A 13,614-nucleotide genomic window follows, 5' to 3' on the forward strand; every position below is an offset into this window, starting at 1 on the left:
GCTAGGCCGGCTCGGCGATTCCCCAGTACGAACGAGCGATTCCGGCCGCGTTCGCCCGCTGCTGCATTCGCCCATGCGTGCGGTACATGAGCGCGTTGCGCTGGATGCGCTGCATTCGAGTTCCGTCTATCACGTGCAGGCTCCCCACGTGGGCGAACAGCATGTCAATGGCCTCTGCGGCGAAACGGCCGCCGCTCTGGCCCAGCCCGCCGATGCGCCGCACCTGGTCGGAGGCGAGGGGGACGCCGGTGGTGACGGCCGCTTCGCAGGCTGACAGGTAGGCACTCACACTCGACATCACCAGTGCCTCAGCCGAGTCGACCAGTTCGAGCGCCAGGCCGAACGTCTGCTGGAAGTCCGCGTCGTGGAGCTTGCTCGACGCGGAGCGACCGCTCTTCGAGCGGCCCATGATCTCTTCGAACTCGCGCAGGGCTCCCCGTGCCTCGCCCACGATGACTGCGGCGATTCCGGCGGGGTGGTAGGCGTCGAGCCCGCCGAGGTACATCGACGAACCATGCAGCTCGGTGCCGTGCGATGACGCGGACGGCTGGGCACGCCCGTAGTCGTAGACCCGTTCCATCGGCACGAAGACATCGGTGAGCACCGCGGCATTCGAGCCGCTCGCCTTCATCCCGAAGGCTCCCGACCAGTTGTCGAGGATCGCGTAGTCGGATCGCGGCACGACGAACGTCACATCGTACGGCGCCAGCTCGCCGTCTGTCACGGGGGAGTTGACCATCAGGTGCGTCGAGAACGGGATGCCCGAGCTGAAGGGGTACGTTCCGTTGACGATGAGCCCGGGCATCCCGTCGCGTTCCCCGGGCACCACCGAACCGCCGTGCGCGAACTGGTGGGGTGCCAGGAAGTTCCCGTCGGCGGCGAAGAGCTCTGCCTGCACGGATTCGGGCCAGAAGGCCGTCGCCGTGATGCTGTGCCCGGCCGCGAGCGAGAAGCACCAGGCGCTGCCGCCGTCACCCTTCGCCAACTCGATGACCACCCGGGTGTGCACGGGCAGGGGCAGCTGACTGCCGCCGAACATCCGCGGAACAGTGATCGTGTAGAGGCCGGCGGCCAGCATCTCCTCGTGGGCTTCGACGGAATAGTGGCCACGCGACTCCGACTCCGCTGCTTCAGCGAGGAGCCTTTCGGCGATCCGCTGCGCAGCTGCCACCACCGCTGTTGCGGTCGCAGAATCGTCGTCATTCGTGACGAACGCGCGCTCGGCAGAGGGAAGGGTGTCTGAGCCGTGTGTCGGCGAAAGGGGTGGGGCGTCGGTATCCATGACCGCAGCCTAACAAAGTAATCAAAGCTTTGACTAGTTCATTGGGGCGTGGTCATTCGGTCGAGCTGACGTGGCGCGTCGACGGGTCGAGCGTGGCGCCTGCCTTCGACTGTCATGCAGAAGGACTTGCGAGACAAACACCTCCCATGGAATAGTTGGTGCACCAACTATATGGAGGTATGCAATGGAGCAGATGGACGGCACAGCCGACACTCCCGAACTGGTGCAGCTCTACCGCGACTTCGCGGCCAATGACATGGCGCCCCTCTGGACCCAGCGCGATGACCTGATGCCCATGACCCCGGCACCCAAAGCCGTGCCGTTCGTGTGGCGCTGGTCGACCCTGTTCGACATCGCCCGGCGATCGGGTGACCTGGTGCCCGTGGGCCGCGGGGGGGAGCGCCGAGCGGTCGGGCTGACGAACCCCGGCCTGCCTGGCACCGGGTACGCGACGCCGACCCTCTGGTGCGCCATCCAGTACCTGGGCGGCTACGAGACGGCGCCGGAACACCGCCACTCTCAGAATGCCTTCCGGTTCGTCGTTGAAGGCGAAGGAGTCTGGACGGTGGTGAACGGCGACCCGGTGGCGATGCGCCGGGGAGACCTGCTGCTCACTCCCGGCTGGAACTTCCACGGCCACCACAACGACACGGCCAACCCGATGGCCTGGATCGACGGCCTCGACATTCCCTTCTCCAGTCAGATGGATGTCGGGTTCTTCGAATTCGGCTCGGACCGGGTCACCGACGAAGCGTCTCCCCCCACCTCCCGCGCGGAACGCCTCTGGGCCCACCCGGGCCTTCGCCCATTGTCGGTGCTCGAGAACACCGCCAGTTCTCCGCTGAGCGCCTACCGATGGGAGCACACCGACGCCGCACTGCGCGAACAGCTCACTTTGGAGGACGAGGGGTATCCCGCCACCGTCGAGCAGGGGCATGCGGCGATCAGGTACACCAACCCGACCACAGGCGGAGACGTCATGCCGACCATCCGCTGCGAGTTCCACCGCCTGCGCGCCGGTGCGTCGACGCCTGTGCGGCACGAAGTCGGCTCTTCGGTGTGGCAGGTCTTCGAGGGTGAGGGTACGGTCGTGCTGGGCACAGAGGAGACACGCCTCACGACCGGCGACATCTTCGTGGTGCCGAGCTGGGTACCATGGTCGATTCATGCAGACTCGCAGTTCGACCTGTTCCGTTTCAACGACGGCCCGATCATGGACCGCCTGAACTTCTCGCGGACGTTCGTTCCGTCGAGAGCCTGACCACCGTACCTTTCCCCTTCCGGCTGCGCGCGAGCGCGCCGCCGGCCTGTACTACTGCCCGAACCTGAGAGAAGAGAAGACATGAAGCTTGCAACACTGAGAACCGGTGACACGACGATCGCCGTTCGCGTCGACGATGACGTCTGCGTGGAGATCTCCGGGATGGCCGACGTCGGCGCCCTTCTCCGCCACGCGGACTGGAGGTCGATCGCCGAGGCAGCCGACGGCGCTGTCACGCCCCTCGACTCCGTCGGCCCCGACGACTGGGACGCGCCAGTACTGCAGCCCTCGAAGATCGTCTGCGTCGGCCTGAACTACCGGAACCACATCCTCGAGATGGGCAGGGAACTGCCGGAGTACCCGACCCTCTTCGCCAAATACCCGGAAGCACTGATCGGGCCGAACGACCCCATCCTGGTTCCCGAATACGCGAGCCATGCTCTCGACTGGGAGGGCGAACTCGCCATCGTCATCGGCAGTACCGCACGCCGACTGAGCGTGGACGAGGCAGAAGGAGCCATTGCCGGCTACTCGATCCTCAACGACGTCACCATGCGGGACTACCAGTACCGCACCCCTGAGTGGTTCCAGGGCAAGACCCTCGAGCGTTCCTCGCCCTTCGGCCCGGTGCTCGTGACCGGCGACGAATATCTCGTCGACACCGAGCTGCGCACGGAAGTCGACGGCGATGTCGTACAGAGAACGACCACCGACGACCTGGTGTTCGACCCCGCCACCCTCGTCTCGTACATCTCCCAGATCTTCACCCTGAACCCGGGTGACGTCATCGCAAGCGGAACGCCGGGTGGCGTCGGCCACGCCCGCAAGCCCCCGCGGTACCTCGTCGACGGATCCGTGCTCACGACGGTGATCGAGGGAATCGGCACGATGCGTAACGCCGTCATCGTCGAAGACTGACATGGTCGCCCGCACCGACCGGGTCACCGACCCGAAGATCCGCAGCGCGCTCCTGGTGGCCCGACGGGGGCAGGCGTACTTCTCGCGAAAGCTGAACGAGCTGCACAACGACGATTTCGACGAACCATCGCTGCTGCCGGGCTGGAGTCGTCGCCAGCTCATCGCCCACGTCGGCCTGAACGCGCGGGCTCTCACCCGGCTGACCGAGTGGGCGGCGACGGGCATCGAGACGCCGATGTACTCCTCCCCCACCCAGCGCAACGAGGAGATCGAGTTCACGGCCACGCTGCCAACGCAGGCGCTCCGCAACCTGTCCGACCACGCGGCCATCCACCTCAACGTGGAGTGGCGGGATCTCGAACCGTCAGCGTGGACCCACGAAGTCCGCACCGCGCTCGGCCGGCTGGTGCCGGTCTCCGAGACGGTCTGGATGCGCACACGGGAGGTCTGGATCCACGCGGTCGACCTCGGCAACGGGGGCGGGTTCGTCGACTTTCCACCCGAACTCGTCGACGCCCTCCTGCTCGACATCCAGGGAGCGTGGGCCCGGAGGCGGGAGGCCGAAGGCATCCCCGAGTTCGTCTTCGCGCCGTCGGACCGCCCTGCCGTCACTGTGCCCCCTGGGTCACCCGTGCCCGATCATCCGGTGCTCGAGCTGGCCGGCACTGCGGCCCAACTCGCCGCCTGGGCAGCAGGCCGCCCGTTCCACGCGGTCACCACCACTGCGGGCGACCCGGCACCCCCTGCACCCCGATGGTTCTGACGACCCCATCGCTTGGAGCCGTGCAAGAATGACGTGGTGAACGCGCCGAAGTCGCACCTTCCGTCGGACTACACCGGCTTTCTGTTCCGGCGTGCCCAGCAGGCGCATGCGGCCGCCTGGCAGACGGAGGTCTCGAGCGAGGTCACCAGCGTTCAGTACGGCGTTCTCCTCGTGCTCTCGCGCCTGCCCGGAGCGAGCCAGACCCGCCTGTGCGAAGAGCTCGACCTGGATCGTTCGACGATCGCCCACGTGGTGGCCCGGCTGCAGCGACGAGGGCTTCTGGCACGCTCACGCGACGAGGCGGATGCTCGCCGCAACGTGCTCGCATTGACGACAGACGGGCAACGTGAACTCGCGCGACTCGAACCCCGGGTGGAGCGGGTCGACGCAGTCCTGAACGCCGACCTGACTGACCAGGAGGCGAGCGATCTCCGTCGACTGCTTCGCGTGGTGCTCGACAGAGGGCAGAGAGTGCCGTGAGCGAGACCACCACCCCCACCCAGACGATCTCGCCTGCCACTCCACCCTGGTCGTGGAAGCCCCGCGCGGTGATCTTCGATCTCTTCGGTGACTATCTGCGCTATACCGGGCAGGGTGTCCGGCTCGCGCATCTCACGGCACTGCTCTCGCTCTTCTCCATCGAGCCCGCCACCGTGCGCATGAACCTGTCACGCCTGCGCCGGGAGGGCTGGTTCACGACGACGAAAGACGGTCGCGAGACGATCTACTGGATGACGCCGAAGCTGGTCGACCTCCTCGATGAGGGCCGGGAGAAGATCTTCGCCCGCACCGACGAGAGCTGGGACTCCCGCTGGACGATGGTGATCTACCAGGTGCCGGAATCCGAACGTGCTGTTCGCGAGATGCTGAAGAAGAGCCTCGCCTGGGCGGGATTCGGCCAGCTGTCGCCGTCGACCTGGGTGGCGACGCACGACCGGGCACAGGCGGCGAATGCCATCTCCGCGCAGTACCCCGCCGCCCGCTTCGACATTCTCTGGTGCGAGGCGATGTCTGAGGAGCAGAGCCTCGACCTGGTGCGCCGCTGCTGGGATCTCGACTCGCTGGCGGAGGACTACCGGGCCTACATCGACGAGTTCGGGCACCTGTTGGTGCCTTCGGAGCTGGCCACACTCGACCCTCCGGCTGCCCTCCTCGCGAGAACGCACCTCACCCAGAGCTTTCGCCGGTTTCCCTTTCGGGATCCGCAGTTGCCGACCGTTCTGGAGCCCGTCGGCTGGCCGGGGCGCACAGCGTTCGATACCTTCGAGAGGCTCCACGCAGCCCTCGCCGAGCAGGCCGAATCCTGCGTCTCGTCTTTTATGTGACGAAAATACCTCCAAGCCCCTAAAGTTGATGCATAATTGAAGGCAAGACATCAACAGACAGAGCAGGTGCAATCAATGACGATTCGTGTCGCATGCGTGGGAGGCGGCCCCGGCGGTCTCTTCTTCAGCGCACTACTGAAGCAGTATCTCCCCGACGCCCAGGTCGACCTGTTCGAACGCAACCAGGCCACCGATGTCTTCGGGTTCGGCGTTGTGTTCTCGGATTCGACGCTGCGCCGCATCGACGAGGCGGACCCCGTGCTGCGCAATGGCCTGGCGGAGTTCGGCGAGCACTGGGACCAGATCGCCGTCACCCTGAAGGGCGAGACGGTGACGTTCGCCGGCAACGGCATGGCTGCCATCCACCGCAAGACCCTGCTCGGGCTGTTGCAGGCCCGCGCCGCAGAGGTCGGTGTCTCCACCCACTTCGGTCACAGCATCCGATCGCTCGATGAGTTCACGGACTACGACATCGTCGTCGGTGCCGATGGCGCGAACTCCTTCGTTCGCGAGTCTCTCGACACCGACCTGGGCGTCGAGGTCGACGTGGCTACGGCGAAGTTCATCTGGTTCGGAACGACGTACCTCTTCGACGGCCTGACCTTCTTGCATCGCCGCAGCGAATTCGGCAACTTCGCGGTTCACGCCTACCCGATCAGCGACGAGTTGAGCACGTTCATCGTCGAGACCGACGCGGCGACCTGGAAGGCGGCCGGGCTCGATGAATTCGACGTCACCTCTCCCCCCGGTGTCTCCGACCAGAAGTCGATGGACTTCCTGCAGAAGCTCTTCGCAGAAGACATCGACGGCGAGAAGCTGGTCGCGAACAATTCGCGCTGGGCGAACTTCCGTACCCGCCGCACCGGACGCTGGCATTCGGGCACTGTGGTGCTGCTCGGAGACGCCGTGCACACGGCACACTTCTCGGTCGGCTCAGGCACCAAGATGGCCATGGAAGACGCCGTCGTGCTCGCCAGGAGCATTGCCGATCATCCAGACGACCCCGCGGTCGCCTTTGCCGAGTACGAGGAGATCAGGCAGCCCCAGGTTGCGAAGATCCAGAACTCTGCCCGGCCCAGCCTCAGCTGGTGGGAGCACTTCGGGGAGTACTACGACTCGTTCGACCCGCTCGAGTTCACCTTTCACTTCTTCTCGCGGAGCATCGATCTCGAGCGCATCCGGCAGAGAGATCCGGGCCTCGCCTCGGCGATCGAGCAGCACTGGCTCGCTCGCCACGGCGACGTTCCGCTGCGGACCCCGCTGAGCCTCGCTAACGGCGTCTCGCTGGCGTCGCGCAAGCTGTCATTCACTGACCACGACGGTGCCACCATGCTCTCCGACGAGCATGGCACCGAGATCCCCGTTGTGACGGGCGAGGGCATCGACGGCCCAGTGCCCGCGGGCAGCGCAGTGGTGATGACGGCGCCGGCAAGCGAGGAAGAGCTCGCCGCTCTCGAGACTCCGGTTCGGAGCGGCGCGAGCATCGTGCTCGTGGACGGGCCGAACCCGGTCACACGGGTGCTGCTCTCCGAGCGCCTGCGCCTGCAGCAGGGCATACCGACCGTGCTGTTCGACGATGAGGCGGGTGATGTCGTCGCGACCACGCTCCTTCTCGCCGGTCGCGCCGATGCCGTGGCCTCCAGGTCGAACGAACGAGAGCCGCTCCGTGTCGTGGCGTGAGCTCGACCCGCTCTTCGCGCCCTCGGGAATCGTCGTCGTCGGCGCCTCGGCGAACCCCGACAAACTCGGCTCGGTCATGGCGCGGGCCCTGGGAGCGTCGAGGGTACCCGTTTCGCTGGTGAACTCCCAGAATCCGGCGTCGGGCCTGCACGCGAGCATCGAGTCGGCGGTGGGGTCAACTGACGCGCCGATCGACCTCGCCGTCTTGTGCGTACCTGCCTCGGCCACGGCCGAAGTCCTGCGCGACAGCGCACGCAACGGCATCAGGGCCGCCCTGGTGTGCGCGGGCGGGTTCGCCGAGGCGGGTGGCCCCGGGCGTGAGTTCGGGGCAGCCGTCGATGCGGCCGTGCTCGACACGGGCATCCGGATGCTCGGGCCGAACACCTCGGGATTCTTTGTGCCTCGCAGACGACTTCGGGCAAGTTTCGTGCCCGGGGTCTCAGAGGTGAAGCCCGGCAGCGTGGCGATCGTGGCGGCCAGCGGGGGCATCAACCACGTTCTCGCCTTCAAACTCCAGCGTGCGGGAGTCGGCGTCAGCCTCGGCGTGGGGCTCGGGGCCGCGTCAGACGTCGGCGCACCAGACGTGCTCGACTACCTGGCCCACGACGACTCGACGAAGGCCGTTCTCCTGCACATCGAATCGGTCACACACGGTGAGGCTCTGCTTCGGGCAGTTCGCGAACTGGCGCGGCTGAAGCCGGTGGTCGCGCTCGTCGTCGGCCGCAATGACGTCGCAGAATTCGCGGCCTCGCACACCGGCTCGCTCGCGACCTCCTGGCGAACGACCCGCGATCTGCTCTCACAGGCCGGTGCCGTGATCGTCGATGACGAAGACGATCTCGTGACGGCCGGCACCGTGCTCAGCCAGCTCCGGGCGGAACCCAGTGCTGCGCTCGGCGTGGGGCTCGTGACGGGCCAGGCAGGGCCAGGCCTGATCATTGCAGACCGGATCACCGGGGCCGGGCTCGAATTGCCCCGGCTCGCCTCGTCGACGATCGCGACGCTCGCAACCCTCCTCCCCCCGCTGACCTTCCAGGCGAACCCCGTCGACACGGGCCGGCCGGGGCCGGGCTTTCCGGCTGTGCTGGCCACCGTGGCGGCCGACCCGTCGATCGGGATCGTTGCGGCCTACGCGCTGACTGAGCCGGTGCTCGACCTGCCGGCCGCAGTGCATGCGGCAGGCATCGACGCTTCGGTTCCGGTCATCGTCGGTATCGACGGGCCGCTGGGCGAGCTGGAATCCGCGATGGAATCGGCGCGCGAGCACGGTGTCGCGGCCGTCGCCGGGCCATCTGCGCTTGCCACCGCTGCAATCGCCGTTGCCGCAGACGCGCGGGCACGGCACCTGGCCTCGTTCTCTGCCGACAGGCTTGCCTCCGGTGGCCCGGCCGAGGCCGTGGTGGTTCCGGCAGGCGGCTTCGACGAGATCGCCGCGAAGGGACTGCTCGACTCCATCGGCATAGCCACTCCCGGGCGTCGCCGCTGCCATGACCGGGATGCGGCACAGGCCGCCCTGGCTGAGCTGGGTGGGCCCGTGGCAGTCAAGCTCGTCGACGCCAGCGTGTTGCACAAATCAGACATCGGTGGAGTTGTGCTGGGCGTCACGACGAGCGCCGAACTCGATACGGCGCTCGACGCCCTCATCCGTTCGGGGGCCCGGGAGTTCCTCGTCGAACAGATGGCTCCCAAGGGAGTGGATCTGATCGTCGCAGCGCGCCGGGACCCGGTCTTCGGGCCGACCGTGGTGCTCGGAATGGGCGGCGTCGAGGCCGAGCTGTTGGCCGATGTCGCCATCAGGACTGTTCCGGTGCACGAACGGATGACCGATGCGATGATCGACGACCTCATCACCGGCGAGCTCCTCAGGGGCTTCCGCAATGGCCCGAAAGTCGATGTTGCCGCCCTCACCGGAGTGTTCAACCGTCTGGGCGCGCTGCTCTGCGCAAGCCCGGGCATCTCAGAGATCGAAATCAATCCCCTGCGCCTCACCGGTGCAGGACTCATCGCGCTCGACGCTGTCGTCATCGCGCAGGAGGCACAATGACCATGACAACTTCCATTCTCCCGGGCACCGTCCCGTGGCCCGAAGACTTCCAGAGGCGCTACCGAGAGGAGGGCTACTGGGCCGACCGCACGATCGCTTCGTACATCGTCGAGGCCGCCGGAAAGGCTCCGGATGCGTGCGCGCTGGTCAGCGGCACGACCCGGTTGAGCTACCGGGAGCTGGTCGACCAGATGGATGCGGGTGCAGAGAACCTGCTCGCCCTGGGGCTGAAGGCGGGTGACCGCGTTCTCGTGCAATTGCCCAACAACTGGCAGTTCGTGGTACTCACCCTCGCCTGCTTCCGGGTGGGCATCATCCCGGTGATGACCCTGCCGGCCCACCGTAGGCACGAGCTCCTCTACCTGGCCGAACTCTCCCAGGCGACGGCCATCGCGAGCGCCGATGTCATCCGCGACTTCGACCACCGGGAACTTGCAGAGGAGATCGCTTCGCTGATGCCGTCGGTGCAGCACGTGCTTATCAGCGGTGCGACAGGAGACCTTGACGAACTCCTCATCGACTACCACCCGGACAGCACCCGGGCGGCTCGGCTCGACGCGATCGCCCCCCACCCCGACAGCCCAGCCTGCTTCCTGCTCTCGGGCGGCACCACCGGTCTGTCGAAGTTGATCGTTCGCACGCACAACGACTACGCCTACAACGTGCTCGCCACCTCTCGCGCCACCGGCATCTCCAGTGACTCCGTGTACCTCGGCACCCTGCCAGCAAGCCACAACTTCCCCCTCGCGTGCCCCGGCGTGTTGGGCGCGCTGTTCTTCGGAGGCAAGTCAGTCATGCTGCCGAGCCCTGAACCGGCCCGCGCCTTCGCCACGATCGCGCACGAAGGTGTGACCGTGGCGTCGGCCGTGCCGGCGGTCGCCCAGCGCTGGATCGACTACGCGAAGGAGAACGGCAGCGCGCAGCTCGAATCGCTCGAGGTACTCCAGGTCGGGGGCTCGCGCCTCGCCGATGAGCTCGCCGTCCGGGTGCGACCTGACCTCGGTTGCACCTTGCAACAGGTCTTCGGCATGGCAGAGGGCCTCATCAACATGACCCGACTCGACGACCCCGACGAGATCATCTGCACGACGCAGGGGCGCCCTGTCTCCCCGGCCGACGAAGTACGCATCGTGGATGCCGACGGCAACGATCTTCCCGACGGGGAGCCTGGGCTCATCCTCACCCGCGGCCCGTACACCCCGCGGGGCTACTATCTCGCCGAAGCGCACAACACGCGCGCCTTCACCCCAGAAGGCTGGTATTCCAGCGGTGACATCGTGGTTCGCCGGCCCGACGGCTACCTCGTGGTCCACGGCCGCGAGAAGGACATGATCAACCGGGGCGGCGAGAAGATCTCGGCGGAGGAGATCGAGAACCTGCTCTATCGCATCGAGGCGATCGATCTGGCCGCCGCGGTGAGCATGCCCGATGCCACGCTCGGCGAGCGCCTCTGTATCTACGTGACCCTGCGGCCCGACGCATCGCTCACGCTCGAGTACGTGCGCGAGACCTTCGCCGAGATCGGGATCGCTGCCTACAAGATGCCCGAGAAGCTGGTCGTGGTGGAATCACTGCCCCTGACGAAGGTCGGCAAGATCGACAAGAAGGCGCTGCGCGACGACGTCATCGGGCGGCTCTGACAACCGCCTGACGGTAGACAAGAAAGAGGGTGGGCACCCGCCAGGCGCCCACCCTCTTTCTGTTCTCGCAGAAGGTCAGAAAACGATCAGCGGTTTGATCGTCGTTCCGCGCTTGGAGTCCTCGAAACCCTGGTTGATGTCGGCGAACTCGTACTTCTTGATCAACTTGTCGAACGGGAACGAACCCTGCTTCCACAGCTCGATGAGCCGGGGAATGAAGACCTGAGGAACCGAACTGCCCTGCACCACGGTCTTGAAGGTCCAGCCCTTGACCAGCGAGAGCCCGATCTCGAACTCCACCTCGGTGCCCGGCGCCGCGGCCCCGACCAGAACCACAGTGCCCCGGATCCCCAGAGACTCCGCTGCGGTTCTGAGAACCGAAGGGATGCCCGTGGTGTCGACCGCGTAGTCGATGCCCTTGCCCGAGGTGATCTCGGAGATCCGTGCCGCGACATCCTCGCTCGAGGAGTTGATGGTGTCGGTGGCCCCGAGTTCTGTGGCGAGCTCGAGGCGGGAGTCGTGCACATCGATGGCGATCACCGTGGTGCAGCCCGCGATCCGTGCGGCCATGATGGCCGCCGAGCCGACCGCTCCCGTGCCGAAGACGGCCAGGCTCGATCCGGGGGCCGGCCGAAGTTCATTCAGCACCGTCCCGGCACCCGTGTTCAGGCCACAGCCCAGCGGGCCGAGAAGCTCGAGCGGAACATCGTCGTCGACCTTGATCACACTCTCTTCGACAACGTTCGCATAGGTCGCAAACGAGGACTGCCCGAAGAAGTGCGAGGAGATCGCGACACCGTCCTTGTCGGTGTAGGCCGTCGTGCCGTCGGTACGCCTGCCTCCGAAGTCGGCGGCGAAGAGGTTCTCGCAATAGGCCATGCGACCCGCACGACACTGGTCGCAGTGCCCGCAGTAGGCAGCGGCCAGCACGACGTGGTCTCCGGGCTTGACGGTGGTGACGAGATCGCCGACCGCATCGACGATGCCCGAGCCTTCGTGCCCCAGCACCGCAGGCAGCGGCGTCGGGTAGACCTGGTCGCGCACGATGGCGTCGGTGTGGCAGATGCCGACCGACACCATCCTCACCCTGACCTCGTTGTGGCGCAGCTCATCGAGCTCGAGCTCCTCGAGTTCGAGTTCCGCGCCCTTCTCCCGTGCGACGGCAGCAGTTACCTTCATCTCCGACCTTCCTAGAACGGGTACAGCTGGTCGGCGGGCTCGACGGTCACCCATTTGAGTTCGGTGAACTCGTTGATGACGGCCTGGCCACCATCGAAGCGCCCGTAGCCGCTGTTCTTCGTGCCACCGTAGGGCGCCTGTGCCTCGTTCTGCACGGTGGAGCCGTTCACGTGGATCACGCCGACCTGGATCCGCAGCGCCGCCTGCAGTGCGCGCTGGGCATCCCTGCCGAACACCGCACCCGACAGACCGTATTCCGAGTCATTCGCCACCTGCACAGCCTCTTCGAAGCCCGAGACGCGAACGATGGTCGTGATCGGCCCGAAGGTCTCTTCGTCGTAGATCTTCATCTCCGGTGTGACGTGGTCGATGATCGTCGGTCGCATGGATGCACCGTCGGCGTCACCGCCGGTGAGGATCGTCGCGCCCTTGGCCACGGCGTCAGCGATGAGCGCGTTGATGCGCGGGCCGGATTCAGCCACGATCATCGGCCCGACGATGCAGGCTTCGTTCGTGGCCGGGTCTCCGACTTCGAGCTCTGCTGCACTGGCAGCGAACTTCGCTACGAACTCCTCCGCCACGGACTCGTCGACGACAAAACGCTCCGTCGACATGCAGACCTGGCCCTGGTACAGGAACGAACCGAAGACGGCAGCCCTGACTGCGCTGTCGATGTCTGCATCGTCGAGCACCACGAACGGCGACTTGCCACCGAGCTCGAGCAGAACCGGCTTGAGGTGCTCCGCGGCCTTCTGCGCGATGATACGACCCACCTTGGTCGAGCCGGTGAAGTTGATGCGACGCACCGCCTTGTGGGCGATGATCGCCCCGACCACCTCGCCGGCGTCTTGGGGAGCATTCGTGATGAAGTTCAGCACGCCGTCGGGGAGCCCGGCCTCCTGGAGCGCCTCTGCGATGATCGCGTGCGACTGCGGGCTGGTCTCCGACGCGCGGAAGACCACCGTGTTGCCACACATGATCGGGTACGCAATGGCACGGGCTGCCAGCACGCCGGCTCCATTCCAGGGCGCCATGCTGAGCACGACACCGACCGGCTGCCGCACGGTCATCGAGAGTGTGCCCGGCTTGTCGGTGGGAATGGTCTGGCCCTGGATCTGCGTGACGAGCCCGGCTGCTTCGCGGAACAGGCTGACAGACAGGTAGGCGTTGAAGCCGGCCCACAGTCCGTTGGCGCCGACCTCGTTCGTCATGGCACCGATGAACTCGGGCGTGCGGCGTTCGAGGATGTCGGCTGCCTTGAGGAAGATGTTGCGGCGTTCGGTCGGGCCGGTCTGCGACCATTCCACGAAGGCCTTGGCCGCGGATTCGACTGCCGAGATTGCATCGCCGACGCTTGCGGCAGCTGCAGTGGTGACGACATCACCCGAAAGGGGATGGGTGCGGTCGAAGGTTCGACCCTCTGATGCATCGACGTGCTTGTTATCGATGATGAGTTGTGTCTGCACGATGGTGTTTTCCTTACCTGATCGACGTTGAAGGTAGTTCGCGAACATTATCTAAC

General features: G+C 66.2%; 11 protein-coding genes. 8 read left to right on the plus strand and 3 right to left on the minus strand.

Going from position 1 to position 13,614, the window contains the following annotated elements; all coding sequences use genetic code 11:
• Position 1 precedes the first annotated feature (1 nt).
• Positions 2 to 1,282, minus strand: a complete 1,281-nt coding sequence (locus JOE66_RS16640) for an acyl-CoA dehydrogenase family protein (RefSeq protein ID WP_205111336.1) — start codon at positions 1,280 to 1,282, stop codon at positions 2 to 4.
• 184 nt (positions 1,283 to 1,466) lie between these two features.
• On the opposite strand from JOE66_RS16640, the gene JOE66_RS16645 reads away from it, so the two are divergent.
• From JOE66_RS16645 to JOE66_RS16680, 8 genes are all read left to right on the plus strand, one after another.
• A complete protein-coding gene (locus tag JOE66_RS16645) occupies positions 1,467 to 2,543 on the plus strand; it encodes a cupin domain-containing protein (protein WP_205111338.1) in 1,077 nt (358 codons plus the stop codon).
• Positions 2,544 to 2,624: 81 nt separating this feature from the next.
• Positions 2,625 to 3,461: a fumarylacetoacetate hydrolase family protein gene (locus JOE66_RS16650; protein ID WP_205111341.1), complete on the plus strand. Its 837-nt coding sequence runs from the start codon at positions 2,625 to 2,627 to the stop codon at positions 3,459 to 3,461.
• A 1-nt stretch (position 3,462) separates the two neighbouring features.
• On the plus strand, positions 3,463 to 4,224 hold the full coding sequence (locus JOE66_RS16655) for a maleylpyruvate isomerase family mycothiol-dependent enzyme (protein WP_205111343.1): 762 nt from the start codon (positions 3,463 to 3,465) through the stop codon (positions 4,222 to 4,224).
• Between the two features lie 36 nt (positions 4,225 to 4,260).
• A complete protein-coding gene (locus JOE66_RS16660) occupies positions 4,261 to 4,704 on the plus strand; it encodes a MarR family winged helix-turn-helix transcriptional regulator (RefSeq protein WP_205111345.1) in 444 nt (147 codons plus the stop codon).
• Positions 4,701 to 5,549: a PaaX family transcriptional regulator gene (locus JOE66_RS17735; RefSeq protein ID WP_205111347.1), complete on the plus strand. Its 849-nt coding sequence runs from the start codon at positions 4,701 to 4,703 to the stop codon at positions 5,547 to 5,549. Before JOE66_RS16660 ends, JOE66_RS17735 begins: the two co-directional genes overlap by 4 nt.
• 75 nt (positions 5,550 to 5,624) lie before the next feature.
• Positions 5,625 to 7,229, plus strand: a complete 1,605-nt coding sequence (locus JOE66_RS16670; RefSeq protein ID WP_205111349.1) for an FAD-dependent monooxygenase — start codon at positions 5,625 to 5,627, stop codon at positions 7,227 to 7,229.
• Entirely contained in the window at positions 7,216 to 9,273 is a 2,058-nt protein-coding gene (locus JOE66_RS16675) for an acetate--CoA ligase family protein (protein ID WP_307827259.1), read from the plus strand. Before JOE66_RS16670 ends, JOE66_RS16675 begins: the two co-directional genes overlap by 14 nt.
• A 2-nt stretch (positions 9,274 to 9,275) precedes the next feature.
• The gene (locus JOE66_RS16680; protein WP_205111353.1) at positions 9,276 to 10,913 is read left to right on the plus strand and encodes a (2,3-dihydroxybenzoyl)adenylate synthase; all 1,638 of its coding nucleotides are present in this window, start codon (positions 9,276 to 9,278) and stop codon (positions 10,911 to 10,913) included.
• Between the two features lie 75 nt (positions 10,914 to 10,988).
• Here the strand turns inward: JOE66_RS16680 and JOE66_RS16685 are convergent, their stop codons facing one another.
• Together JOE66_RS16685 and JOE66_RS16690 are read right to left on the minus strand one after the other, a co-directional pair.
• Complete coding sequence (locus JOE66_RS16685) at positions 10,989 to 12,092, minus strand: NAD(P)-dependent alcohol dehydrogenase (protein ID WP_205111355.1); 1,104 nt, start codon at positions 12,090 to 12,092, stop codon at positions 10,989 to 10,991.
• A gap of 11 nt (positions 12,093 to 12,103) precedes the next feature.
• The gene (locus JOE66_RS16690) at positions 12,104 to 13,558 is read right to left on the minus strand and encodes an aldehyde dehydrogenase (protein WP_205111357.1); all 1,455 of its coding nucleotides are present in this window, start codon (positions 13,556 to 13,558) and stop codon (positions 12,104 to 12,106) included.
• Positions 13,559 to 13,614 lie beyond the last annotated feature (56 nt).

Origin of the sequence: Subtercola frigoramans, from assembly GCF_016907385.1 — a bacterium.
Classification (GTDB): Bacteria; Actinomycetota; Actinomycetes; order Actinomycetales; family Microbacteriaceae; genus Subtercola; species Subtercola frigoramans.